The sequence below is a fragment of the Ruegeria sp. CF1 genome, assembly GCF_056537445.1.
In genome coordinates, this window is sequence record NZ_JBQFRN010000001.1 from 383,747 (window position 1) to 407,993 (window position 24,247).

Annotated in this window: 21 protein-coding genes and 3 tRNA genes; 12 read left to right on the forward strand and 12 right to left on the reverse strand. The window is 57.4% G+C overall.

Annotated features, from left to right (window positions below; all coding sequences use genetic code 11):
- Window positions 1-1,470 (forward strand): carboxypeptidase M32, encoded by a 1,470-nt coding sequence (locus ACRZ96_RS01935; RefSeq protein ID WP_480704946.1) that lies wholly within the window; start codon window positions 1-3, stop codon window positions 1,468-1,470.
- 23 nt (window positions 1,471-1,493) lie between these two features.
- On the opposite strand, the gene trhA is transcribed toward ACRZ96_RS01935, so the two are convergent.
- A complete protein-coding gene (gene trhA, locus ACRZ96_RS01940) occupies window positions 1,494-2,162 on the reverse strand; it encodes a PAQR family membrane homeostasis protein TrhA (RefSeq protein ID WP_170406032.1) in 669 nt (222 codons plus the stop codon).
- Between the two features lie 126 nt (window positions 2,163-2,288).
- On the reverse strand, window positions 2,289-5,012 hold the full coding sequence (gene gyrA / locus ACRZ96_RS01945; protein WP_170509667.1) for a DNA gyrase subunit A: 2,724 nt from the start codon (window positions 5,010-5,012) through the stop codon (window positions 2,289-2,291).
- A gap of 194 nt (window positions 5,013-5,206) precedes the next feature.
- Between gyrA and ACRZ96_RS01950 the strand changes: the two genes are divergently transcribed.
- Window positions 5,207-5,476, forward strand: a complete 270-nt coding sequence (locus ACRZ96_RS01950; RefSeq protein ID WP_039535770.1) for an usg protein — start codon at window positions 5,207-5,209, stop codon at window positions 5,474-5,476.
- Window positions 5,477-5,479: 3 nt separating this feature from the next.
- Here the strand turns inward: ACRZ96_RS01950 and ACRZ96_RS01955 are convergent, their stop codons facing one another.
- The gene (locus ACRZ96_RS01955; RefSeq protein WP_170396933.1) at window positions 5,480-6,433 is read right to left on the reverse strand and encodes a radical SAM family protein; all 954 of its coding nucleotides are present in this window, start codon (window positions 6,431-6,433) and stop codon (window positions 5,480-5,482) included.
- 163 nt (window positions 6,434-6,596) lie between these two features.
- Here ACRZ96_RS01955 and zwf point away from each other — a divergent pair, with 163 nt between their 5' ends.
- The 4 genes from zwf to ACRZ96_RS01975 all read left to right on the forward strand — a co-directional run bounded on the left by zwf (window position 6,597) and on the right by ACRZ96_RS01975 (window position 12,061).
- Window positions 6,597-8,051 (forward strand): glucose-6-phosphate dehydrogenase, encoded by a 1,455-nt coding sequence (zwf, locus tag ACRZ96_RS01960; protein WP_480814184.1) that lies wholly within the window; start codon window positions 6,597-6,599, stop codon window positions 8,049-8,051.
- Window positions 8,048-8,719, forward strand: coding sequence for a 6-phosphogluconolactonase (gene pgl, locus ACRZ96_RS01965; protein WP_480704941.1), 672 nt, complete (start codon window positions 8,048-8,050; stop codon window positions 8,717-8,719). The genes zwf and pgl overlap by 4 nt, the downstream gene beginning before the upstream one ends.
- A gap of 5 nt (window positions 8,720-8,724) precedes the next feature.
- Window positions 8,725-10,335 carry a glucose-6-phosphate isomerase gene (gene pgi, locus ACRZ96_RS01970; RefSeq protein ID WP_480704939.1) on the forward strand — a complete coding sequence of 537 codons (1,611 nt, stop codon included), beginning with the start codon at window positions 8,725-8,727 and terminating at the stop codon, window positions 10,333-10,335.
- A gap of 106 nt (window positions 10,336-10,441) precedes the next feature.
- On the forward strand, window positions 10,442-12,061 hold the full coding sequence (locus ACRZ96_RS01975) for a long-chain-fatty-acid--CoA ligase (protein ID WP_480704937.1): 1,620 nt from the start codon (window positions 10,442-10,444) through the stop codon (window positions 12,059-12,061).
- Between the two features lie 18 nt (window positions 12,062-12,079).
- Here the strand turns inward: ACRZ96_RS01975 and ACRZ96_RS01980 are convergent.
- The 3 genes from ACRZ96_RS01980 to ACRZ96_RS01990 form a co-directional block, all read right to left on the reverse strand.
- Window positions 12,080-12,154 (reverse strand) — tRNA-Asn (locus ACRZ96_RS01980).
- A gap of 117 nt (window positions 12,155-12,271) precedes the next feature.
- Window positions 12,272-12,346: transfer RNA gene (locus tag ACRZ96_RS01985), tRNA-Asn, on the reverse strand.
- A gap of 73 nt (window positions 12,347-12,419) precedes the next feature.
- On the reverse strand, window positions 12,420-13,334 hold the full coding sequence (locus ACRZ96_RS01990) for an MBL fold metallo-hydrolase (RefSeq protein ID WP_170421846.1): 915 nt from the start codon (window positions 13,332-13,334) through the stop codon (window positions 12,420-12,422).
- Window positions 13,335-13,378: 44 nt separating this feature from the next.
- Between ACRZ96_RS01990 and ACRZ96_RS01995 the strand changes: the two genes are divergently transcribed.
- The gene (locus ACRZ96_RS01995; RefSeq protein WP_170421844.1) at window positions 13,379-14,698 is read left to right on the forward strand and encodes an ATP-binding protein; all 1,320 of its coding nucleotides are present in this window, start codon (window positions 13,379-13,381) and stop codon (window positions 14,696-14,698) included.
- Window positions 14,699-14,700: 2 nt separating this feature from the next.
- On the opposite strand, the gene ACRZ96_RS02000 is transcribed toward ACRZ96_RS01995, so the two are convergent.
- Window positions 14,701-14,777, reverse strand: a tRNA-Ile gene (locus ACRZ96_RS02000).
- 107 nt (window positions 14,778-14,884) lie between these two features.
- On the opposite strand from ACRZ96_RS02000, the gene purM reads away from it, so the two are divergent.
- From purM to rnd, 3 genes are all read left to right on the forward strand, one after another.
- Entirely contained in the window at window positions 14,885-15,931 is a 1,047-nt protein-coding gene (gene purM, locus ACRZ96_RS02005) for a phosphoribosylformylglycinamidine cyclo-ligase (protein WP_480705730.1), read from the forward strand.
- The gene (gene purN, locus ACRZ96_RS02010; RefSeq protein WP_170817811.1) at window positions 15,928-16,524 is read left to right on the forward strand and encodes a phosphoribosylglycinamide formyltransferase; all 597 of its coding nucleotides are present in this window, start codon (window positions 15,928-15,930) and stop codon (window positions 16,522-16,524) included. Before purM ends, purN begins: the two co-directional genes overlap by 4 nt.
- Window positions 16,525-16,634: 110 nt before the next feature.
- On the forward strand, window positions 16,635-17,792 hold the full coding sequence (gene rnd, locus ACRZ96_RS02015; protein WP_480814185.1) for a ribonuclease D: 1,158 nt from the start codon (window positions 16,635-16,637) through the stop codon (window positions 17,790-17,792).
- Here the strand turns inward: rnd and ACRZ96_RS02020 are convergent.
- Window positions 17,789-18,313, reverse strand: coding sequence for a hypothetical protein (locus ACRZ96_RS02020; protein WP_170392961.1), 525 nt, complete (start codon window positions 18,311-18,313; stop codon window positions 17,789-17,791). The genes rnd and ACRZ96_RS02020 overlap by 4 nt on opposite strands.
- 141 nt (window positions 18,314-18,454) lie before the next feature.
- On the opposite strand from ACRZ96_RS02020, the gene ACRZ96_RS02025 reads away from it, so the two are divergent.
- A complete protein-coding gene (locus ACRZ96_RS02025; protein WP_480814186.1) occupies window positions 18,455-18,865 on the forward strand; it encodes a SufE family protein in 411 nt (136 codons plus the stop codon).
- A gap of 3 nt (window positions 18,866-18,868) precedes the next feature.
- Here ACRZ96_RS02025 and ACRZ96_RS02030 read toward each other — a convergent pair whose 3' ends face one another.
- Window positions 18,869-19,534 carry a DUF1638 domain-containing protein gene (locus ACRZ96_RS02030; RefSeq protein ID WP_480814187.1) on the reverse strand — a complete coding sequence of 222 codons (666 nt, stop codon included), beginning with the start codon at window positions 19,532-19,534 and terminating at the stop codon, window positions 18,869-18,871.
- Between the two features lie 101 nt (window positions 19,535-19,635).
- Window positions 19,636-20,334, reverse strand: coding sequence for a corrinoid protein (locus ACRZ96_RS02035; RefSeq protein WP_170392964.1), 699 nt, complete (start codon window positions 20,332-20,334; stop codon window positions 19,636-19,638).
- 315 nt (window positions 20,335-20,649) lie between these two features.
- Between ACRZ96_RS02035 and ACRZ96_RS02040 the strand changes: the two genes are divergently transcribed.
- Window positions 20,650-21,717 (forward strand): PA0069 family radical SAM protein, encoded by a 1,068-nt coding sequence (locus ACRZ96_RS02040; protein WP_480814188.1) that lies wholly within the window; start codon window positions 20,650-20,652, stop codon window positions 21,715-21,717.
- 9 nt (window positions 21,718-21,726) lie between these two features.
- Here ACRZ96_RS02040 and ACRZ96_RS02045 read toward each other — a convergent pair whose 3' ends face one another.
- Both ACRZ96_RS02045 and gltA read right to left on the reverse strand, forming a co-directional pair.
- A complete protein-coding gene (locus ACRZ96_RS02045) occupies window positions 21,727-22,668 on the reverse strand; it encodes an autotransporter outer membrane beta-barrel domain-containing protein (protein ID WP_480814189.1) in 942 nt (313 codons plus the stop codon).
- 170 nt (window positions 22,669-22,838) lie between these two features.
- A complete protein-coding gene (gene gltA, locus ACRZ96_RS02050) occupies window positions 22,839-24,134 on the reverse strand; it encodes a citrate synthase (protein ID WP_170392967.1) in 1,296 nt (431 codons plus the stop codon).
- Window positions 24,135-24,247 lie beyond the last annotated feature (113 nt).

Genomic DNA, 24,247 nt, shown 5'->3' on the forward strand with positions numbered 1-24,247 from the left:
ATGACAGCATACAATGACCTGATGTCCTTTCAGCGCGAAACCTCGGCCCTGGGCCAGATTGCCGGTAGGCTCGGCTGGGACCAGGAAACGGTGATGCCGCGCGGTGCCGCGCCGCAACGGGCCGAGGAAATGGCAGCGATCGAGGCTGTATTGCATGCTCGCCGCTCTGACCCTCGCGTTGCCGAATGGTTGGAGCAGGCCGCACCGCAAGATGAGATCGGCAAGGCACAACTGCGTGAGATACGCCGCGCCTATGACCGCGCGGTGAAGGTGCCCGCCGATCTGGCGACGGCGATTGCCCGCGTGACATCCGCCGCGCAGGGCACATGGGCCCAGGCGCGAGCGGACGAAGATGTCTCAGCCTTCCTGCCGGTGCTGGAAGAAGTTGTCTCGCTGAAACGGCAAGAAGGTGAAGCGCTGGCACAGGGTGGCGACGTTTATGACGCGATGGTCGAGGATTACGAGCCCTACACAACCGGCACTCAGATCGCTGCGATCTTTGACGAAATGCGCCCACGTCTGGTGGCTCTTCGCGCCGCCGTTCTGGATCGCCCGGAACCTGTCGCGCTGACCGGCAGCTTTGACGAACTGACCCAGATGCGCCTGACGCAGAAACTGGCCACGACATTCGGCTATGACCTCAACAATGGCCGCGTCGACAAAGCGGTGCATCCGTTCAGCTCGGGCAGTGGGCTGGACGTTCGGATCACCACCCGCACCAGCGAGACCGATCCGTTCAACTGCTTTTACTCGACCATTCACGAGGTTGGACACGCCGCCTATGAGCAGGGCATCGACCGCGATTACCTGCTGACCCCGCTGGGACGTGGTGTGTCGATGGGTGTGCATGAAAGCCAAAGCCGGATTTACGAAAACCAGCTGGGCCGCTCGCGCGCCTTTACCGGATGGCTGTTTGACCAGATGAAAGAGGCGTTCGGTGATTTTGGCATCGCCGATGCAGATGCGTTCTATGCCACCGTCAACCGCGTCCACAACGGCTATATCCGGACCGAGGCGGATGAGGTGCAGTACAATCTGCACATCATGCTGCGGTTTGATTTGGAACGCGCACTGATGGCCGGTGACTTGCAGGTCGGCGACCTTGAAGCCGCCTGGAACAACCGCTTCAAAGCAGATTTTGGTTATGCGGTCGACAAGCCCTCGAATGGATGCTTGCAGGACGTACACTGGTCGGTTGGCCTGTTTGGCTATTTCCCGACCTATTCGCTGGGTAATGTCTATGCGGGATGCCTGTATCAAACACTGCGCGCGGCAATTCCCGGACTTGAGGGGCAGTTGGCAGCTGGTGATACTTCCGGGGCGACCGGTTGGCTTCGAGAGCATGTGCAGCAGCATGGCGGCCTGTACGCGCCCCGCGAAATCATTCAGCGCGCCAGTGGGGTGGAACCAGGGCCGGAGCCGCTGTTGGCTTATCTGGAGCAGAAGTTCAGGGCGTTGTACGGGCTTTGAGGCGTGTTCGTGGCGCTCCGGCGTTACACTGGCCCTGACGGTACCATTTCGATACGCAAGGCAACAGCGGCGAAGAAAAGGCCGCTTCCTGCCAATACAAATACGTGCCAGATGGTGTTGTGGTAGGGCAGCCAGTCCAGAAGGTAGAATACCACGCCTGCGGTATAGATGAGGCCTCCGGCGATCATCAAAGTAAGGGTAAGGGGTGAAAGTTCGGCCAACATGGATTGTCCGGCCCAAACCGCGGCCCATCCCATCAGAAGATACAGCGCCAGCCCGAACCAGCGGAAGCGGTTCGGGTCGATCATCTTCAGAACAGAGCCCAGCGTCGCAGAAGACCACAGCCCCAGCAAAAGCCCCGGAGGTTGCGAAGCCGAGAGCAGCAGGAACGGCGTATAAGTTCCTGCGATCTTCACGTAGATACCCGAGTGATCAAGGCGGCGCAGAAACTCTGCCCACTCATCATGCTCGATCATGTTGTAGAGCGCCGAGAACGTCAGCATCAAAACCAGAGTTATTCCATAGATCGAGGCGCCCAAAACCGCCGCCGGGTCTGACCGATAGAAGACTGTCATGATGATCAGCATAGGCGCTGCGATCACCGCCGAAGAAACACCCAGCACATGAACAACACCGTCACTTATTCGCTCAGCACGGCTATAGGCAGGTCGGATATGGGCGAATGACCACATATCGAAATGCTAGGCGCGCCGGGTCTGCTGGGGCAAGCCCACCCTCGTGCCGTTGGCAGGAACGTGACCCTGAGTAACAAAAACGCCCGCAATACGAGCGTTTTGTTACACTTCTGTAGTGCTTTGTTATTCCTCGGCTTCTTCGTCACCCTGGTCGGCGATCCAGGCCACACTAACGACTTCTTCGCCTTTACCGGTGTTGAATACCCGCACACCACCCGCGCTGCGGGAGCGGAACGAGATGCCCTCGACCGGCACCCGGATTGATTGGCCTTTCGAGGTAGCCAGCATGATCTGATCGTCGATTTCTACGGGGAAGGAGGCAACCAGCTCGCCGCCGCGCATGGCTTTGTCCATCGCCGCCACACCCATGCCGCCGCGACCGCGGACCGGGTAATCATGACTGGAGCTCAGCTTGCCCGCACCGCCCGACGTGATGGTCAAGATCAGGTTCTCGGCTGCCGACATCTCGGCATAGCGTTCCTGCGTGATACTGCCAGGCGCGGCTTCGTCCTCGTCCATTTCGCCGTCATCCGCAATGCCCGCGACTGCGCGGCGCATCTTGAGGTAGGCGGCGCGCTCGTCCGGGTCGGCCTCGAAATGGCGAATTACGGACATCGAGACGACACGGTCGCCATTGCTCAGCCTGATGCCGCGCACACCGGTAGATTCGCGTGAGTTGAAGACACGTACATCAGTGGTGCGGAATCGGATCGCACGGCCCGAATTGGTGACCAGCATCACGTCTTCATCTTCTGAACAGATGCGGGCGTTTACCAGTTCCACATCCTCGGGCAGTTTCATCGCGATCTTGCCATTGCGGCGGACGTTCGTGAAATCTGACAGACGATTGCGACGCACGTCACCCGCGCTGGTGGCGAAGACGATTTGCAGGTTCTCCCACTCTTCATCCGGCACATCCACGGGCATGATCGCCGCGATCGAGACACCGGTCGGGATCGGCAGGATGTTGACGATCGCCTTGCCCTTACCGGTCCGGCTGGATTGCGGCAGACGCCAGGTCTTGAGCTTGTACACCATGCCTTCGGTGGTGAAGAACAGCAGTTGCGTATGCGTGTTCGCCACGAAGAGATTGGTGACAACATCCTCTTCCTTGGTCTGCATACCCGACAGGCCTTTGCCGCCACGCTTTTGCGCCCGGAAATCGGCCAGCGGGGTGCGTTTGATGTAGCCGCCTGAGGTGACAGTCACGACCATATCTTCGCGTTCGATCAGGTCTTCGTCTTCCATATCACCGGACCAGTCAACGATCTCGGTGCGGCGGTCGACGGCGAACTGCTCGCGCACGCTGCGTAGCTCATCGGCGATGATGCCCATGATGCGCTCACGCGAAGACAGAATATCCAAGTATTCCTTGATCTTGTCGGCCAGTTCTTCCAGTTCGTCCGTGACTTCCTTGACACCCAGTTGGGTCAGACGCTGCAGCCGCAGCTCGAGAATGGCGCGGGCCTGTACCTCGGTCAGGTTATAGGTGCCGTCGTCATTCATCTTGGACAGCGGATCGTCGATCAGGCGCAGATAGCCTTCGATCTCGGATGCAGGCCAGCGGCGGGTCATTAGTTTCTCGCGCGCTTCAGCAGCGTCTGCCGACGAGCGGATCGTGGCAACCACTTCGTCAACATTCGAAACGGCCACGGCCAGACCACACAGGATGTGACTGCGCTCACGCGCCTTGCGCAAGTCATAGGCTGTGCGGCGGGCAACAACATCTTCGCGGAAGTCGATGAACGAGGTCAGGAAGCGGCGCAGGGTCAGCTGTTCGGGTCGACCACCGTTCAACGCCAGCATGTTGCAACCAAATGAGGTCTGCATCGGCGAGAAGCGGTAGAGCTGGTTCAGCACCACTTCGGGCGTTGCATCGCGTTTCAGTTCGACCACGACACGCACACCATTGCGGTCGGATTCGTCCTGTACGTGGCTGACGCCTTCGATGCGTTTTTCACGCACGGCTTCGGCGATCTTTTCGATCATCGAGGCTTTGTTCACCTGATAGGGGATCTCGTCCACAACGATGGCGTACCGATCCTTGCGCAGCTCTTCTACGCGGGTCTTGGCGCGGATGATGACGCTGCCACGGCCTTCAAGGTAGGCTTTGCGCGCACCTGAGCGGCCCAGCATCACACCGCCAGTCGGGAAGTCGGGGCCGGGCACATACTCGATCAGTTGTTCTGATGTCAGATCCGGGTCGTCGATCAGCGCCAGCGTGGCATCGACAACTTCGCCTAAGTTATGCGGTGGGATGTTGGTTGCCATACCCACGGCGATTCCACCGGCACCATTAACCAGCATGTTCGGGAAACGGGCGGGCAGGACGGTCGGCTCTTTGTCTTTGCCGTCATAGTTGTCCTGAAAATCGACAGTCTCTTTTTCGATATCGGCCAGCAGGGACGCGGCGGGTTTGTCCATCCGTACTTCGGTGTAACGCATCGCCGCCGGGTTATCGCCGTCCATCGAGCCAAAGTTGCCCTGACCATCAAGCAGCGGCAGCGACATCGAGAAATCCTGCGCCATCCGCACCAGCGCGTCATAGATCGCACTATCACCATGCGGGTGGTACTTACCCATCACGTCGCCAACCGGACGGGCCGACTTGCGATAGGACTTGTCATGAGTGTTCCCGGTCTCATGCATCGCGTAGAGAATACGCCGATGCACCGGTTTCAGCCCATCGCGCAGATCGGGGATCGCACGGCTGACAATGACCGACATCGCATAGTCCAGATAGGACGTGCGCATTTCGGATTCGATGGATACCGTCGGGCCGTCATAAACGGGGCGCTCGGGCGGGGTTTCGTCCATGTTTTCAGGGATTTCTGGCGTATCGCTCACGTAGGCTGCCCGTGTCTTGTTCTTGATCTATATCTTGTGGATACACTTTATCAGACCCGGCATATAAGGTGCAAGCAAGCAACCGTTCCCCGGCCAAATTAGGTCGGTAACACCTGAGTAACATATTGTTATCTAAGTATTAGGACAGTTCCGTGTTACTCTGAGTAGACCTTGTAACAAGATTGGAGGTCTGCATGGCGCAAAGTGAAACTGAACTCATGCTTAAGGGGTACGGGCTGACCACGGCGGAATTTTTCTACCACATGCCCGACTATATTCACGTACTGAACACGTTTATTTGGCAGGATTACGACCTTGCTCCGGACCATCCGAAGCTGTTCGAATTCGTAGAATTCTGGCAGAAAGAGATTGAAGGTCCGCTGCACTCGGTCAGGTTCACGCACCGTAAAATGATCGCGCCTGGGGAATGGCGCAACATGGTGGGTGAGTTTCGGGTGAACTAGCCCTCAGGCCGAACAACTCGCGCCGCCCAATACACAGAATTTGGCGCAGTGCGGGTGGTTCAGATGCACGTCGGCCTCGGCCTCTTCAAGGGTTTCGCCCAATTCAAACTCCGGTGAATAAGGCAGCAGCGTACAGGCCAGCACTACCGGGCGCTCGGCGCCTTTGCGTTTGACGACCATACGCGAGCTGGCGCACATCACCGCATCGGGGGATTTGTCCAGGATGCCCCAGCAAGCGGCTGTAATTTCAGGAACTTCAACTGTTTCGTCCATCTCGGGAAACAAAACTGTTTGGCCCGGATTTTGAGCATCAATGTCAAAGCCGTGCTTGGCAAAGAATGCTGCATACCCCGCGCGGCTTTCAGCGTCGCTATCCCCCCAGACTGAGCGCCCGGCAATTGCCATCCTAAAGCCGTTATCCCGCAACCACTCCATCCCCGTCAGAGTTTTGGCAAAACTGCCTTTGCCGCGTTCTTCGTCATGCAGATCGGGGCGGTAGTGGTCGACGGAGACACGCAGCGTCAGTTTTTCTGCGTAGTCGCGCTGTAATTCCAGCAAACCCTCGCGCATTTTGCGGCGCATCATCGGCCGCATTGCATTGGTCAGGATCAAAACTTCGTACCCACGCTCTAGCGCGACGCGCGTCATCTCGATCATCTCGGGGTTCATGAAGGGCTCACCACCAGTAAAGCCTATCTCGCGGATCGGCCATTGGCGCTGTTCGATCTGATCCAGATAGTCGCGGACTTCGTCGGCGGTGATGTAAACCAGAGCATCGTTGGTTGGGCTGCTGGCGATATAGCAGTTTACGCACTCGATGTTGCACAGCGTTCCGGTGTTGAACCAAAGGGTTTCGGGATGAGTCAGCGCAACGGACGCGCGCGTTTGCCCGTCTGCTGTCACCAAACTGTTCTGAAACTTCCCGATATTCGCAGCCTGTAGGGCGTTGTCTTTCATTCCGGCATCCGGTTCTGTGCTTGTGCCAAACCGACTTAACCGTTCGTGCCGGTTTAGTTAAGAGCATCTACCCCTCGCTGACAGAGTTTTGATGTGGGAAGAAAGTTGCTGATTGGTTGCGCTAACATTGGACATGCCCCAAGCGGCAAGGTAAGGAAAAGCCATGGTTTCTCGTGTCATACCTGTTGACCCATTTGATCTGGTCATATTTGGCGGAACCGGCGATCTGGCACAGCGCAAGATCGTTCCGGCCCTGTTTCGGCGTTACTGCGCCGGGCAGTGGCCCGAGGCCACCCGGATCATCGGCGCAGCGCGGGGCGCTCTGAGCGTTGATGGCTTTCGCGAGATGGTGGCCGAATCGTTGCGCCAGCACGCACCGAAACGGGCAAAAGATCAGGAGGCTGTGAACGGTTTTCTGCAGCGCGTGGAGTATGTCCCGCTTGACGCTTTGTCCGAAGATGGTTGGGCCCAGTTGGCCGAAATGCTGAATGCGGATCGTATCAGGGCCTTCTATTTCTCGGTAGGCCCCCGTTTGTTTGGCCCGCTGGCAGAACAAATCAGGACGCACAATCTCGCCACCCCGCAAACCCGTATCGTCGTCGAAAAGCCTTTTGGGCACGATCTGGAAAGTGCACGCGCGTTGAATGCGACACTGGCGGCGCATTTTGACGAAGGGCAAATCTATCGGATCGATCATTATCTGGGTAAGGAAACCGTTCAGAATCTGATGGCCGTTCGGTTCGGCAACATGCTGTTCGAACCGCTTTGGAACAGCCAGTATGTCGATCACATTCAGATCACTGTGGCCGAGACCGTCGGCATTGACGGTCGTGAAGAGTATTACGAGCGCGCCGGCGCCATGCGCGACATGATGCAGAACCATCTGATGCAGCTTTTGTGTCTGATCGCGATGGAACCACCCGCAAAATTTGATCCGGACGCGGTGCGCGATGAGAAACTCAAGGTCATACGCGCGTTGGATTCGGTTGAGCCGCACCATATCGTACGAGGTCAGTTTGCAGGCGGTGCCGATGGCCGGGGGTATCGTGAAGTTGTCGGCAATCAAAGGTCGACGACGGAAAGCTACATCGCATTGCGCGCGCATATCAGCAATTGGCGTTGGGCGGGCACACCGTTCTATCTGCGCACGGGCAAAGAGCTGGTGGCGCGGTCCTCGGTCATCAATGTGATGTTCAAGGATGCTCCGCATTCGATTTTTGGCGAAGAGGCCGGGCGTCATGCGAATGCCCTGTCGATCCGGTTGCAACCCAATGAAGGCATCACTTTGAAAGTGACAATTAAAGAGCCGGGGCAGGGAGGCATGCGTCTGGTTGACGTTCCGCTGGACATGAGCTTTGCCGAAGCGCTTGGGCCTGAAAACCAGGATCCACCCGACGCTTATGAGCGGCTGGTGATGGATGTCATTCGCGGCAACCAAACCCTGTTCATGCGCGGCGATGAAGTAGAAGCCGCATGGGCCTGGACCGATCCGATTATCGCGGGCTGGGAGGCACGCGGTGATGTTCCCAAACCCTATGAAAACGGCAGCACCGGCCCGGGCGACGCCGAGCTGCTGATGAAACGAGACCACCGCCGCTGGCAAGGAATAAATCCATGAATATCAAAGAATACGCCGATCGCGACATGCTGGCGATTGATGTCGCGAATGCATTGGCCGGAGACCTTGAGGCTTCATTGCTGCATCATGATACTGTCTCGTTGGCCGTTCCGGGCGGAACCACACCGGGGCCGATCTTTGATGGATTGTGCGCTGCTGATCTGGAATGGGATCGTGTGCACATACTGCCGACCGATGAAAGATGCGTGCCGGGTGATCACGAGCGTTCGAACGAGAGGTTGATCCGGGAACGGTTGCTGACCAGTCGCGCATCCATTGCACAATACATGCCGCTCTATGTTGCGGAACATGAGCCTGAGGCGGTTTTGCCCGAGATCGAAAGCCTGATTAACCCGCATCTGCCGCTATCGGTTCTGGTGCTAGGTATGGGTGAGGACATGCATACCGCCTCGCTCTTTCCGGGGATGCAGGGCTTGTCTGCTGCTCTGAACAACAACGCCCCGACACTGGCGGTAGCGCGGACCGACGTGCAGCCCGAAGCGCGTATCACGCTGACGGGTCCGGTTCTGGACGGCGCTCTGTCCAAGCATCTCGTCATATTCGGAGAAACTAAACGGAATGCCCTGGATCGTGCCATGTCACTGCCACCCGAGGAAGCTCCGATCGCGGCCGTGCTCAGCGGCATGACCGTACATTGGGCGGAGTAATCACGATGCAGCTGGATCAATTGAACTCACTCGCAGCCACACAGATGGGCCGTCGGATACTCGATCTGTTTGACGCCGATCCAAACCGGGCGCAGGGTTTCTCTGCTTCGGCCGGAGATCTGCTGTTTGACTATTCGAAGACACAAATCGACGAAGATATCCGCGCGGCACTGATCCAGCTTTGCGATCAAGTCGAATTGGCAGAGCGTCGGGCCGCGATGTTCTCCGGAGAAAAGATCAACGAAACCGAAGGCCGGGCTGTATTGCATACCGCGCTACGCAATCTCGACGGAGGCCCGGTCGAGGTCGATGGTCAGGATGTAATGCCGGACGTACTGGGCACTTTGCAGCGAATGCGCGTCTTTGCAGAAGAAGTGCGTGGCGGGGCGATCAAAGGGGCAGGGGGCGGCTTTACGGATGTGGTCAATATTGGCATCGGCGGCTCGGACCTTGGGCCGGTGATGGCGACGCATGCCTTGGCACCTTATCACGACGGGCCAAGGCTGCATTATGTCTCAAACGTGGATGGTGCGCATATTGCGGATACGCTGCGCCCGCTTGATCCGACACGGACTCTGGTGATTGTCGCTTCGAAGACCTTTACGACCATCGAGACGATGACCAATGCACGCACGGCGCGGGCTTGGATGGTCGATGGTGGTGGTGATCCGGCGCGGCAATTCGCAGCGGTCTCCAGCGCTGTTGACAAAACTCAGGCCTTCGGGATTCCCGAGTCGCGGGTGTTTGGCTTCGCGGATTGGGTCGGCGGGCGGTACTCGGTCTGGGGGCCGGTCGGACTGCCGGTAATGATCGCCGTTGGCTCGAACGCGTTTGACGCGTTTCTACGGGGCGGTCAGGCGATGGATCTGCACTTTCAATCCGCCGAATGGGCAGAAAACCTGCCAGCTATGCTGGCGCTTGTGGGGGTCTGGCATCGTCAGGTGCTTGGGCATGCCAGCCGCGCAGTTCTGCCATATGATCAGCGTCTGCTGCGCCTGCCTGCCTATTTCCAACAGCTTGAGATGGAATCGAACGGTAAATCCGTCGCGATGGATGGCAGCGCGCTGACCATACCTTCAGGTCCGGTTGTCTGGGGCGAACCCGGCACAAATGGGCAGCATGCGTTTTATCAGTTGATCCATCAGGGCACCGATGTGATTCCTTGCGAATTCATGGTTGCAGCAAACGGGCATGAGCCGGAACTGGCCCATCATCATCGCCTTCTATTGGCTAATTGCTTGGCCCAGTCCGAAGCGCTAATGCGGGGTCGGTCGCTGGATGTTGCACGCGCACGCATGGCCGAAAAGGGCCTGACAGGCGACGAGTTGGAGCGTCAGGCACGCCATCGTGTGTTTTCGGGCGACCGCCCGTCAACCACGCTGATCTATCCGCAGCTTACCCCGTTTGTGCTGGGTCAAATCATTGCGCTTTATGAACACCGTGTGTTTGTCGAAGGCGTGCTGCTTGGAATCAACTCGTTCGATCAGTGGGGTGTTGAGCTGGGCAAGGAATTGGCAACGTCACTTGGGCCGATCGTGGACGGTGAGGTCAGCGCCGAAGGCAAAGATGGCTCGACCTCGGCGCTGGTTGGATACGCCTTGCGACATCGCGGTTGACGCGGCACCCTGCCGCACTCTCTTATTGTCAGACAATTGAATTCTTGGCAGGGTTGTTGCCAAGACATAACGGCGCGGCCAAGCGCTGACGATGGGAGGAATGTCCATGCTGGGACAGATGATGACGCAGCCTTTGCTGATTTCGTCGCTTATTGAACATGCTGAACGTTATCACGGGCAGACCGAGATTATCTCGGTCGAGACGGACGGAACCGTTACCGAGACCAATTGGTCCGGGATCGCGCAGAACGCCCGACGGATGGCTTCGGCGTTGGAAAAGCTGGGGCTGCAACCGCAGGATCGCGTGGGCACGCTGGCCTGGAATAACCGCCGCCACCTTGAGATCTACTATGCGGTGTCCGGCGCGGGCTTTGTCTGCCACACGATCAACCCGCGTCTGTTTCCCGAGCAACTAACCTATATCATCAACCACGCGCAGGACCGGGTCCTGTTTTTCGATGCGACCTTCCTGCCTTTGGTCGCCGCGCTGCAAGAGCATCTGACTGAGGTGCAGTACTATGTGCTGATGGGTGCGCGGGACGAGGCTGCGCTGTCTCAGGTGCCGGGGTTGGTTTTTTATGACGAGATGATTGAAACCGGTGATACAGACTACGCGTGGCCCAGCTTTGATGAAAACACTGCCTCCAGCCTCTGTTATACTTCGGGTACCACTGGGAACCCCAAAGGCGTTCTCTATTCCCACCGCTCTACAGTTCTGCATAGCTTCGCGTCGAACACGCGCGACGTAATCGGCTATTCCGCCATGGATGTGGTGATGCCGGTGGTGCCAATGTTCCACGTCAACGCTTGGGGCTCGCCCTATGCCAGCGCTATGTCTGGTTCGCGAATGGTGATGCCGGGGCCGGGATTGCATGGCGAGGCATTGGTCAATCTGATCGACACATATGGTGTCACGCTGGCGATGGGCGTACCGACCATTTGGCAAGGTCTGCTGGCCCATGCCGCGACATGCGGGACCAAGTTGAAAAGCCTCAATCGTACTGTAATCGGTGGTGCGGCATGCCCGCCCTCAATGATTGAAACGTTCCGCGAAACTTATGGCGTCGATACCGTCCACGCCTGGGGCATGAGCGAAATGAGCCCGCTGGGCACGACGAACTATCCGATGGCCAAACATCTGGACATGCCCATGGAGGCACAGCACAAGCTGCGCGAAAACCAAGGCCGCCCGCCCTTTGGGGTTGAACTAAAAATCGTCGATGATGATGGCAGAGATCTTCCCCATGACGGTGAAACGCAGGGCGATCTGATGGTGCGCGGCCATTGGGTGCTGGACAGCTACTTCCACATGCAGGATGAGGCCTTGTTGCAGGATGGCTGGTTCGCGACTGGCGACGTTGCCACACTGGACCCGGATGGGTACATGACCATCCGCGACCGATCGAAGGACATCATCAAATCGGGGGGTGAATGGATCAGCTCTGTCGAGTTGGAGAATATCGCGGTCGCACACCCTCAACTAGCGACGGCTGCCGTTGTGGGCGTGCCGCATCCGAAATGGGACGAACGCCCGCTTTTGGTAGCAGTGAAGGCCGAGGGCGAAGAACCGACCGAGCAGGATTTGTTGGCATTCTTCGACGGCAAAATCGCAAAATGGCAGGTACCCGACAAGGTCGTGTTCGTTGATGCCTTGCCCCTTAACGCGACCGGAAAGGTCCTGAAACGCACGTTGCGCTCGGATTTCAGTGATGCGCTGATGGGATAAGTGCCAGTCTGGGAAGAATGGCTCCGGCGGTAGGGATCGAACCTACGACCAATTGATTAACAGTCAACTGCTCTACCGCTGAGCTACGCCGGAACGGTCCGCGCCGTATAGCAACCTCAAATTGCGGCGTCCAGTGGGGTAGTGGAGTTTTTTCTGCGAAAAAACTTCGCCGTGGCTCACGTAGCTAATTATGAAGAATTTGGTGTGATTTGGCTCCGGCGGTAGGGATCGAACCTACGACCAATTGATTAACAGTCAACTGCTCTACCGCTGAGCTACGCCGGAACTGAGGGGCGTATAACAACCCGTATTTTCGGCGTCCAGAGGGGAAGCGCACGGGCCGTCAATTTTTTCCGATTCACGCGATGCGCTTGAAACGAGACGCAACTGACAGATCCCCCAAGGGCGCTACACGGGATCTGCCGGTCAGATCAACCAGATGGGCGAAGACATTACGCTCGGCCGCGGGAAGCAGCGCGGCGGGGGTTTCGATATAGATTCGCTGGGCAAGCTGTTGGGCCGTTTCTGGGCCATTTTCCAGGGCGTCGAGTATCTGTGATTCCCGCTGCAATCGGTGGTCTATCAGCCAATCCAGGCGCTTGGCAGGATTCGTGATAGGGGCACCATGGCCCGGATGAAAAACCGACCACTCGCGCGCACGCAGGCGGCGACAGGCTGCCATGAAATCCGTCAGGTCTCCGTCCGGGGGCGAGACCAGAGAGCTGGCCCAGCCCATGACGTGATCAGCCGTAAAGCAGACATCCCCCCAGGCCAACGCGATATGGTTGCCCAGATGGCCGGGTGTGTGGATCACTTCGAGTTGCCAGCCTTCTGCCGCGACGCGTTCACCGTCTTCAAGCTCGATATCAGGGCGGAAATCGGCATCGATTCCCTCACCACCTCCGGCAAGCCCGTTCTGGGCCAACTCGGTCATGACTTCGCTGCGTCCAGCTTGCGGACCACCAAAAGCCAGAACCGGAGCGCCGGTGCGGGATGCGAGCGGGGCGGCCAAAGGCGAGTGATCCAGATGGGTGTGCGTAACAAATATGTGGCTGATCCGCTGCCCGGGTTCCAGCGCATCAACTATGGCTTGCATATGGGTATCACTCAATGGCCCAGGGTCGATGACAGCAATGTCCTCATCGCCCAGAAGGTAGGTATTCGTACCACGATAAGTCATTGGCGAGGGATTGGGCGCAAGAATGCGCCTAAGTCCCGGGGTGAGCACGGCAACCTGTCCAGGGAGAGGGTTGAAATCGTCGGGGGCTTGCATTCTGACCTCTTCCTCTTGCCCGGGCAGCCCGCTAGGTTTAGCGCATGTCGACCCAATGGCTCAAACCCTATATGCCGCGTAGCCTATATGCGCGTGCCGCACTCATTCTGGTACTGCCGGTCATTGTCGTGCTTTTGGTGGTGGCGATTGCCTTTTTGCAAAAACATCTTGAAGAAGTGACCGCCCAGATGACCCGCACGGCGGCGCGCGAGGTGACACTGGTGCTGGACGTGATGGAGGGTGCGGAAACCCAGCAGCAGGCATTGGCAGCTGCGCGGCAGGACTTGTCGGTCTTGAACATGACCGCCCGCTTTCTGCCGCCGAATGAAGAGCCGAAAAACAGTCCGCGTCGATGGTACGATTTCATTGCCCCGCAGGTGGATGCGGAAATGCGCAGCTTGTTGCCTGAAACCCAGTATGTGGCTCTGCCAAATGGACAGGAAGTGAGTCTTTTTCTGGCAACCAATCTGGGCATGCTTGAGCTAGAGTTTGATCGCCGACGCCTGTCGCCGACTGCACCGCATCAGCTGATTGTGACGATGGTGTTCTTTGCGGCTCTGATGACAACGATCTCGTTTCTCTACATGCGCAATCAGTTGCGCCCGATCACGCGCCTTGCGGACGCGGCGCAGGCCTTTGGTCGCGGGCGGGTCGTGCCTTATTCACCCGGTGGTGCAATTGAGGTACGCGCTGCGGGCAATGCCTTCGTTGACATGCGCGCCCGAATCGAGCGGCAGATTGAGCAGCGCACGCTCATGTTGTCGGGGGTCAGCCACGATCTGCGCACACCTCTGACGCGTCTGAAACTTGGATTAGCTATGTTGCCCGAGGACGAGGCCGCACCGTTGTTGCAAGACGTGGACGAGATGCAATCGCTGCTGGATGCATTCTTGGACTTCTCGCGTGGCGCTGCAGAGAGCGCACCCGAAGAGATTGAACCCGAAAACTGGCTGAGCCAAATCGTTGACGATGCACAGCGCGCGGGCCAGCACGTTGAACTAATCTCGGTCGAGGGGCGTGGAACGGCAATGCTGCGCCCATCGGCCATGCGCAGGGCAGTAGAGAATCTGATTGGAAACGCGAATCGCTATGGTTCACGCGCCGAGGTCAGCCTTTCGATGACGCCAAAGTCACTACGCATTCGGGTTGAAGATGACGGCCCCGGTATCCCGATCGAACAACGCACCGAGGCCGTCAAACCCTTCACGCGACTTGATCCGGCGCGAAACCAGAATCAGGGCACCGGCGTGGGTTTGGGCCTTGCGATTGTTGCCGATATCGCCCGCGTACATGGTGGTATTCTGCGACTGGGCAGCAGCGAAAGGCTGGGCGGATTATGCGCGGATATCGTGATTGGACGGTGAATTGGTAGGCCCGGAGGGACTCGAACCCCCAACCAAAGCGTTATGAGCGCTCTGCTCTAACCAATTGAGCTACAGGCCCACCGTGCCGCCTTGGGTATCACGATGGCAGCCCGCGTCAAGCCTGACCGTTGCAACATGGCCCACAATCGAATAACCCGCGCGCAAAGCACTCATGAGGGATTGGCCATGACAGCGGGCAAGAACGGAATCACCTACGCAGACGCAGGTGTGGATATCGATGCAGGCAACGCTCTGGTCGATCGGATCAAGCCTGCGGCCAAGCGCACCAACCGTTCGGGCGTGATGAGTGGGCTAGGCGGATTTGGCGCTCTGTTCGACCTGAAAGCGGCTGGCTATCAAGACCCGGTTCTGGTGGGCGCAACCGATGGTGTGGGCACCAAGCTGCGGATCGCAATTGATACCGGCGTTGTCGATGGCGTGGGAATCGATCTGGTGGCGATGTGCGTCAACGATCTGATCTGCCAAGGTGCTGAGCCGCTGTTTTTCCTGGATTATTTTGCCACCGGTAAGCTGGACACCGATACTGCCGCGCGGATTATCGAAGGAATTGCCGAGGGGTGTGTCCAATCTGGCTGCGCCCTGATTGGTGGTGAAACCGCCGAGATGCCGGGTATGTACCCTGACGGCGATTTCGATCTGGCCGGTTTCTCGGTTGGCGCCATGGAACGCGGGACCGCATTGCCCGAGGGCGTTGAACAGGGTGATGTCCTGCTGGGGCTGGCTTCGAACGGGGTGCATTCCAACGGCTATTCGCTGGTGCGCAAGCTGGTCGAGATCTCGGGCTTGGGCTGGGAGGAAGAGTCGCCTTTCGGTGGCGGAACCTTGGGTGAGGCTCTACTGACCCCCACGCGGCTGTATGTGAAACCAGCGCTGCAGGCGATCCGGGCTGGCGGCGTTCGCGCGCTTGCCCATATAACCGGCGGCGGCCTCACCGAAAATCTGCCGCGCGTATTGCCCGAAGGGCTCGGGGCCGAGATTGATTTGAGTGCTTGGGACTTGCCGCCTGTGTTCAAATGGATGGCCGAGACCGGTGGCATCGCCGAGTCCGAGATGTTGAAGACCTTCAACTGCGGCATCGGCATGATTGTTGTCTGCGCTGCAGATCAGGCAGATGATCTTACAACACTGCTTGCAGAGGCAGGCGAATCCGTTGCGCGCATCGGAACGGTCACCGCAGCGCCGGGTGTGGCCTATTCAGGCAAATTGCTGTGAGCCACAAGCGCGTCGCGATCCTGATCTCTGGGGGCGGATCGAACATGCTGTCGCTGGTCGACAGCATGAATGGCGATCATCCCGGTCGGCCATGTCTGGTATTGTCGAACGATGCAAATGCCGGAGGGCTGAAGAAAGCTGCACAGCGCGGAATTCCGACCGCAGCCGTCGACCACAAGCCCTTTGGCAAAGATCGCGCTGCGTTTGAGGCAGAACTGCTTAAACCGCTTATGGCAGCCCAGCCGGATGTTGTCTGTCTGGCCGGTTTCATGCGTGTATTGACGGGTGAATTTGTATCGCGTTTCCAGGGCCGGATGCTGAACATCCACCCATCGCTTTTGCCTAAGTACAAGGGTTTGAACACCCATGCCCGCGCCATTGAAGCAGGCGACGCCGAACATGGCTGCACCGTTCACGAAGTTACTGCCGCGTTGGATGACGGACCGATTCTGGGTCAGGCGCGCGTGGGTGTACGGGTAGGGGACACGCCTGAGGAGCTCGCCGCCCGCGTGTTGACCTGGGAGCACAAACTCTACCCTGCCGTGCTTCGCCGTTATTGTATGGGCAACAAAGACCCAGTTCTTCTGCCCTAACGCGGCGGGGTGATTTACACGCAAAGGTTATTCGTCTTATGGTCGCATATCGCTCGGGACGAGGACGGCACGGGCAGTCACAATAACCAAAAGCAAGAACAGCACCGCGCATGAAAACCCTGACGACGACGCAAGAGCTGGCCGCATTCTGCTCGGCTGCTGCACAATATCCTTATGTCACTGTAGATACCGAATTTCTGCGCGAACGGACCTATTATTCGAAACTCTGTCTGGTGCAGCTTGCGGTGCCATCGGAAGATGAAGACAGCGCCGTTCTGGTTGATCCATTGGCTGACGGCATGTCGCTGGAGCCTTTGTACCAGCTGTTCAGCGACGAAAGCGTGGTCAAGGTTTTCCACGCCGCGCGGCAGGATCTTGAAATTTTTTGGGTCGACGCGGGCGTCTTTCCGACTCCGTTGTTTGATACTCAGGTCGCTGCGATGGTCTGCGGTTTTGGTGAACAGGTTGGCTATGAGACTCTGGTCCGGAAGATTTGCAAGGAAGGGGTCGATAAAACTTCTCGCTTCACCGATTGGTCACGGCGCCCTCTGACGGATGCGCAGAAAACATACGCACTGGCAGATGTAACCCATCTTCGGAAAATCTATGAGCAACTGGCTGCAGAACTTAAGAAGTCGCGCCGGGATCACTGGGTCGCAGAAGAGCTTCGCATACTGACCCGACCCGAGACATATGACATTCGCCCGGAAGAGGCGTGGCGGCGGGTCAAAACGCGGACCAACTCTGCCAAGTTTCTGGCCGTGGTTCGAGAGCTGGCGCAGTTCCGTGAGGCCTATGCGCAAGAGAACAATGTGCCACGAAGCCGTGTGTTCAAAGACGATGCGTTGATCGAGATGGCCTCGACCAAGCCCAAGACGCCCTCTGATCTGGGCGGATCGCGCTTGTTGCTGCGCGAAGCGCGCAAAGGGGCGATCGCAGAAGGCATTCTGGAGGCGGTAAAACGGGGCGTAGGTTGCCCGCAAGACCGATTGCCGAAAATTGACAACAGCCGCGACAAGCTGAAGGTCAACCCTGCACTTGCAGATTTGCTGCGCGTTCTTTTGAAATCAAAGACCGAAAGCGCAGGCGTTGCCGCAAAATTGATCGCCTCCAGCGCGGAATTGGATCAGATCGCTGCAGGCGAACGAGAAGTTCCCGCCATGTCTGGTTGGCGGTTCGAGGTTTTTGGCGAGGACGCGCTGAAGCTTTGCGAAGGCAAGATTGCTTTGGCCGCCAAGGGACAGGCCGTGCAGGTTATCTCGCTTTAACGGCGACGGGATTCCAACGCGTTCTGCTGGCCTTTGACCCGAACTAAACGAATACCTTCCAGTTCTTTCCGGCTTACATTGACGGCCTCTGAAACCATCCGCGACCGTTCGGTGCCCTGCGCAGTGGCGTAGTCCGGGTAATCCACGCGGAAGGTGAATTCCATAACGCCATTTTTGCTGAGTTCTTCAGATCTTACGCGCGCGAGCTGTGCGTTGAACGCACCCTGTCGAATGGCTGTGCCAGCCGCATAGATGATTGCGCCCGTCGAGGTTGGGTCGATCCGCAATTCGTTGATCACGGCGATTGGAACGCTGTTATCCTCGGCGTCCGGACGCTCGAACAGGCCTTTTTTGTCGGCATTTTCGGGAACCAATGCATTGGCGTCATCGGCTGATACTTCGGATGGGCTGGGTGTGCTGCTGCCAAACCAGTTCGATGGATTCGCGCTTGAGTTGCTCCAGTTGCTACAAGCGGACAGAGCCATTGTGAAGATCATCAGAACAGGCAGAGTTTTGTGCATGGACCCAGTACTTTGTGCAACTTTACCTGCATCGGGTTAACGCAAATTCGATCGTTTGAAAAGCCACGCTGGGGACTGGACAGTCGGTAGCGCTGAGCATAGTTCACAATTGTGAATGCGTAACGCAAGGACGGACCCGATATGGCAACGCCAGCCTTCGAAGAGATAGTCGAGGATTTCGAGTTCCTGGAGGACTGGGAAGACCGCTATCGCCATGTGATCGAGCAGGGCAAAGCGATGGAGCCTCTGGATGATGCATTCAAAGTCCCTGCGACCAAGGTGAATGGTTGCGCCAGTCAGGTCTGGCTGCATCCAAGCATTGAGGGCGGTCAATTCCGCTTTGACGGTGACAGCGATGCCCTGATTGTTCGGGGCCTGATTGCGGTTCTTCGTAGCCTGTATAACGGCTTGCCGGTGGCCGAGGTGCCCAGTGTTGATGCCGGTGGAGAACTCGCGCGACTGGGGTTGCAGGATCATTTGTCTGCCCAACGTTCGAACGGGTTACGCGCTATGATAGAACGTATTCGCGAAGTGGCATTGGCCAGCGCCTGACTTTTAGGTGGATTTGCGCGCTGCCCAGTCAGCAAGCGTGGTTTCCAGATCGCCATAACCGGTTTGCCGACGCTCGAACTCCAGCCCCATCCGATCAGCGCACTCCTGCGCGCGGCGAGTGAGGTTGGGATCATCAGTTTGTGCTTGATAGACGAGCTTGGTGTAATTGCCGAAATACATCTCTCGCAATTCAGGATGCCGGTCGAGACCCAGCGGTTTCCAGACAAACGCATCAAACTGCCGCGCAAGGAAATCTGTCAGATAAAAAGCGGTGGTTTCATCGTCGCCATGCGCTGCAAAGGCAAGATTGCCCTCGAAGAAGGAATAGCAATGGGGCCCTTGGATCATCTCGACCCCCAGCCGCTCGCATGCTGCCTGTAACAAGCCACCGGTTCCGCAATCGGCATAGACAACGTAGATGCGGTCGTATGAGCCCCGATGCTTGGCAACCGCATCCTCGACCGCCTGCGTGATCTTTTCCGGGTGCACATGCAAAATGGCGGGCAGGCAAGTCAGTGCCATGTGATCCCAGCTGTTCCGTTCTTTCAGGTCCAGAATCTCGCGGGCCAGTGCACCGCATGCGATCAGAAGAATCGACTCGGCGCTGTGCGGTGCGACATAGCCTTGACGGGTCAGGCTGTCATCGTCTGGGATCTGTGAGTCGGTCATCTGATCTCTCTGGCTGGTTTTTAGCTATATATGTGCCCGAGGTTCGGACAAAAAAGGCCGCCCCAAAAAGGACGGCCTGTCTCACGATATGATCTCGCGCCTTAGCCGGCCAGTTGGTTGTGCTTGCGCGACATGAAGTCCTTGGCCATTTCCACCGCCACGGCTGCGTCGCGGCAATAGCCGTCAGCGCCGATCGCCTTGCCGAACTCTTCGTTCAGCGGAGCGCCGCCAACCAGAACGGTGTACTCATCACGCAGGCCTTGTTCGACCAACGTGTCGATTACGACCTTCATATAAGGCATCGTCGTCGTCAGCAGAGCGGACATGCCCAGAATGTCGGGCTGTTCGTTTTCCAGCGCTTCGAGGTAGTTCTCGACCGGGTTGTTGATGCCGATATCGACAACTTCGAACCCGGCGCCTTCCATCATCATCGCAACAAGGTTCTTGCCGATGTCATGGATGTCGCCCTTTACGGTGCCGATCACCATCTTGCCAACCCGCGGAGCACCAGTTTCAGCCAGCAGAGGCTTCAGGATCGCCATACCGCCTTTCATGGCGTTGGCCGCCAGCAGCACCTCAGGCACGAACAGGATTCCGTCGCGGAAGTCGTGGCCGACAATTGTCATGCCGCCAACCAGCGCTTTGGTCAGGATGTCATAGGGTTGCCATCCGCGCTCGAGCAGGATGTTCACACCTTCTTCGATCTCTTCCTTCAGGCCGTCATAAAGGTCATCGAACATCTGTTCGACGAGTTCGTCGTCATTCAGTTCGGACAGGACGATGTCTTCTTCATCAGACATGGGTATTTCCCTGAGCTGTGCGGGCCTGCGGCCCGTGGTGGCATTTTCACCGTTTTGGCCATTTCGTCGCAGGTCTACTGTGACGATTGCGACCTAGGTCGTTCTGAGACCGACCTATAGGCCGAATATTCGCACTCAGCGACATCGAATTTTGCAAGATCATCCTGCATTGGTTTCATTAGCCACGGTAAATTCACCTGCAGTCTAATGCGTCGCCGGTTTCGAGCATCTGATGATTTTTGGGAATCGAAACATGAATCTTGCCAGTGAAACTGGTTTTAATTACATCTAGTGATAGGAACAAAAGGCGAACAAATGACTGCTGCCATCAAAAACCCTGGGCGCGGAGCAACCTCAAACGAAGCAGGTCGATTCGAGAGGTTTACAACCGAGTTGACCGAAGATGGCTGGGATTTGCCAGACGAACTGCCCCCGTTGCGGACCGAAGTTCGGGAAGAAATGGCGCGCAATCTGATCACCTATAACAAGTCGCCTGACCTACCTTTTGACCGATCCATAAACCCATATCGGGGCTGCGAGCATGGATGCGTGTATTGCTTTGCTCGGCCAACGCATGCGTATCTGGGGCTGTCTCCGGGTTTGGATTTCGAAACCCGCCTTGTTGCGCGACCCAATGCGGCTGAGCTATTGCGTCGCGAACTCTCGGCACGTTCTTACAAGGTGGCCACGATTGCACTGGGCACCAACACCGACCCCTATCAGCCGATCGAAAAAAAACGCAAGATAACAAGAAGCTGTCTAAAGGTTCTGAGAGATTTTCAACATCCGGTCGGTATTGTGACCAAGGGGACTCTGATCGAGCGTGATCTTGATATTCTGGCACCGATGGCCAGCAATGGTCTTGTCCGGGTTGGCATTTCGCTGACCACATTGGACCGGGATCTTTCCCGGCGGATGGAACCCCGGGCGCCTTCACCACAGCGCAGGCTCGGAATGATCCGCAACCTGACCGAGGCTGGCGTGCCAGTGCGCGTTATGACGTCTCCGGTGATTCCCGGTTTAACCGATCATGAATTGGAAAACCTGTTGGAGGCCGGAAAGCAGGCTGGCGCCGATGCTGCAAGCTGGATCATGCTGCGGCTTCCCCGTGAAGTATCCGCGCTCTGGCGCGAGTGGTTGATCGAACATCAGCCGGGCAGGGCTGAGAAGGTGATGGCACGGCTGCGCGAAATGCATGGGGGTAGGGAATATGACCCCCGGTGGGGCCACCGCATGCGGGGCGAGGGGACCTATGCCGAGATGATTGCGCAACGGTTCAAGGCCGCAGTCAAACGTCTCGGGCTGTCGACAGACATGCCGCCTCTGAACTGTGCGGCGTTTGCACCTCCACCCCAGCCCGGTGATCAACTGGCTTTGTTTTGAAGCCTTGGTTCAGAAACTAATGCCAATACCGGCCGAGAAGCCGTTGACGGTATCGCTGCCGTAGTAGCGGACCATAAACCGTGTCGTTGATACCCAAGGCACCCATGTGTCAGACAGATCGACCTCGATCCCACCACCTACGCGGGCCAGCCAGTCGGTGCCCAATACAAGTGACTGATCCCCGATCAGATAGGACAGGGACAGATCGCCCACCCAGCGGACCGGGCGACCGAACATGCGTTTTCCAGTTGGAAAGCGGTAGCGTGACCACAGAACTACATTTGCGGCAGTTGATTCAACCAACAAGTCCTCGTTGTCTCCGATAGGCCAGTATTCGATATGGGTATAGCGCAGGCTCGCCTCGAATTCCCGATCGTTGGACAGAGCTTTTTCGTACGAGACCGTCATCGATCCGCCTGCGCCACCAGCCCAGATGCCGCCGCTTTCGAGAAAGTCTCGATCAAGCCCCAGGCGGTTGGCGATGGCTTGCGCACCGACAGATGCGTCGGATTGCGTACGTCCGACCGAGATATGGGCCATCGGGGTCATTTTCCAATACTCGCCGATGTCGAACTGATAGCCGACACCGCCGGTCAGGGCGAGGCTGGTCCATTTCAGTGGAATACGCGTGGTATCTCCGGTGCCGCTGAAGGTCAGAACGGGGTCATAGCGCGCGTAGCCTATATACCCCTCAAGATAGATCGGCACGCCCTCAGCAAGGCGAAACCCGCCGCCCAGCTGGGCGGATTTGAAATCGTAATCGCGATTGTCAGTATTTGATTGCAGTGAGATTGCGCTGGCAGAATCGTCCGGGATGCCTGCCAACCCCAAGATTGCCAACGACCCGGCGGCGTTTTCCTGCTGCTGCTTCTCAAAAGCACGCTCCAGCACGCTTTGAGCGGATGCCGATTGCGCAAGTAGCAACATAATGAACAAGAAGATGAAACGCATGAGAACCAAACACTATTCGCCGGACGCGGCAACATTAGGCGGACTAACGCAGTGCGGAAAGATGCATCGAAACAGTCATTTACGTTTGGTTTCGAACGGTCTCATTTTGGTGACGCTACGGAAAAAAGACCCCGGATAACCGGGGTCTTAACATCGATATTGTGTGTGGATCAGCGGTTTTCGATGTCCACGTAATCGCGGTTGGTCGCGCCCAGATATAGCTGACGTGGGCGTCCGATCTTATTCTGTGGATCGGCAATCATTTCTTTCCACTGGCTAACCCAGCCAACGGTACGTGACAACGCGAAGATTGGCGTGAACATCGAGGTCGGGAAGCCCATCGCTTCCATCACGATGCCCGAATAGAAGTCGACATTCGGGAACAGTTTCTTCTCGATGAAATACGGATCTTCCAGAGCCTGTTTTTCCAGCGCCTTCGCGACCTGTAGTTTGGGATTGTTTTCCACGCCCAGCAGGTCAAGCACTTCGTCTGCCGATTGCTTCATCACTTTCGCGCGTGGATCGAAGTTCTTGTAGACGCGGTGGCCAAAGCCCATCAGACGGAACGGGTCATCTTTGTCTTTGGCGCGCTCGATAAACTCGGGGATGCGGTCGACGCTGCCGATCTCTTCCAGCATTTCAAGGCAAGCCTGGTTCGCACCACCATGGGCCGGACCCCATAGACAGGCGATACCGGCCGCGATACAGGCGAATGGGTTTGCACCCGAAGAAGATGCCAGACGCACCGTCGAAGTCGAGGCGTTCTGTTCGTGATCCGCCTGCAGCATGAAGATACGATCCATGGCGCGTGCCAGAATCGGGTTCACCTCGTAATCTTCGGCAGGAACGGCAAAACACATGCGCAGGAAGTTTGACGCATAGTCCAGGTCGTTGCGCGGATACACGAAGGGCTGACCAATATGGTATTTGTAGGCCCAGGCCGCGATGGTCGGCATTTTTGCGATCAAACGGTGCGAAGCTACTTCACGCTGACGCGGGTCCGCGATGTCGGTCGAATCGTGATAGAACGCGGACATGGCACCAACCACACCCACCATGATGGCCATCGGATGCGCATCCCGGCGGAATCCGCGATAGAAATACTGCATCTGCTCGTGCAGCATCGTGTGGCGGGTGATTGTGGTCTCGAAGTTCTCCAGATCCTTCGCCGAAGGCAGCTCGCCATACAGCAGCAGATAGCTGAGTTCGAGGAAATGCGACTTCGAGGCGATCTGTTCGATCGGATAACCGCGATGCAGCAACTCGCCCTTGTCACCGTCGATGAATGTAATGGTGCTGTCACAGCTTGCGGTGGAAGTGAAACCCGGATCATAAGTAAAGACGCCAGCCTGACCATAGAGCTTGCGGATATCGATCACATCGGGCCCAGCGGTCGGAGAAAACACCGGCAGATCATAGCTTTCGCCGTGGACAGTCAGTTTGGCTGATTTTTTGCTCTCGGTCATGTTTGTCCCTTCTTCATTCGTGCGCATGCCGGATCGCTGTCCGACAAAGCAGGCAACGACTGCGTTCCGTCGCGCAGTCCGTTCTTAACGGAGCAGCGTTACCCTTATGTGAA

Excerpts from the sequence above, each read along its gene's own strand:
- ACRZ96_RS01935 (WP_480704946.1), top strand. The coding sequence starts at position 1 with ATGACAGCATACAATGACCTGATGTCCTTTCAGCGCGAAACCTCGGCC.
- trhA (WP_170406032.1), bottom strand. The coding sequence starts at position 2,162 with ATGTGGTCATTCGCCCATATCCGACCTGCCTATAGCCGTGCTGAGCGA.
- ACRZ96_RS01950 (WP_039535770.1), top strand. The coding sequence starts at position 5,207 with ATGGCGCAAAGTGAAACTGAACTCATGCTTAAGGGGTACGGGCTGACC.
- ACRZ96_RS01955 (WP_170396933.1), bottom strand. The coding sequence starts at position 6,433 with ATGAAAGACAACGCCCTACAGGCTGCGAATATCGGGAAGTTTCAGAAC.
- zwf (WP_480814184.1), top strand. The coding sequence starts at position 6,597 with ATGGTTTCTCGTGTCATACCTGTTGACCCATTTGATCTGGTCATATTT.
- pgl (WP_480704941.1), top strand. The coding sequence starts at position 8,048 with ATGAATATCAAAGAATACGCCGATCGCGACATGCTGGCGATTGATGTC.
- pgi (WP_480704939.1), top strand. The coding sequence starts at position 8,725 with ATGCAGCTGGATCAATTGAACTCACTCGCAGCCACACAGATGGGCCGT.
- ACRZ96_RS01975 (WP_480704937.1), top strand. The coding sequence starts at position 10,442 with ATGCTGGGACAGATGATGACGCAGCCTTTGCTGATTTCGTCGCTTATT.
- ACRZ96_RS01990 (WP_170421846.1), bottom strand. The coding sequence starts at position 13,334 with ATGCAAGCCCCCGACGATTTCAACCCTCTCCCTGGACAGGTTGCCGTG.
- ACRZ96_RS01995 (WP_170421844.1), top strand. The coding sequence starts at position 13,379 with ATGTCGACCCAATGGCTCAAACCCTATATGCCGCGTAGCCTATATGCG.
- purM (WP_480705730.1), top strand. The coding sequence starts at position 14,885 with ATGACAGCGGGCAAGAACGGAATCACCTACGCAGACGCAGGTGTGGAT.
- rnd (WP_480814185.1), top strand. The coding sequence starts at position 16,635 with ATGAAAACCCTGACGACGACGCAAGAGCTGGCCGCATTCTGCTCGGCT.
- ACRZ96_RS02020 (WP_170392961.1), bottom strand. The coding sequence starts at position 18,313 with ATGCACAAAACTCTGCCTGTTCTGATGATCTTCACAATGGCTCTGTCC.
- ACRZ96_RS02025 (WP_480814186.1), top strand. The coding sequence starts at position 18,455 with ATGGCAACGCCAGCCTTCGAAGAGATAGTCGAGGATTTCGAGTTCCTG.
- ACRZ96_RS02030 (WP_480814187.1), bottom strand. The coding sequence starts at position 19,534 with ATGACCGACTCACAGATCCCAGACGATGACAGCCTGACCCGTCAAGGC.
- ACRZ96_RS02035 (WP_170392964.1), bottom strand. The coding sequence starts at position 20,334 with ATGTCTGATGAAGAAGACATCGTCCTGTCCGAACTGAATGACGACGAA.
- ACRZ96_RS02040 (WP_480814188.1), top strand. The coding sequence starts at position 20,650 with ATGACTGCTGCCATCAAAAACCCTGGGCGCGGAGCAACCTCAAACGAA.
- ACRZ96_RS02045 (WP_480814189.1), bottom strand. The coding sequence starts at position 22,668 with ATGCGTTTCATCTTCTTGTTCATTATGTTGCTACTTGCGCAATCGGCA.
- gltA (WP_170392967.1), bottom strand. The coding sequence starts at position 24,134 with ATGACCGAGAGCAAAAAATCAGCCAAACTGACTGTCCACGGCGAAAGC.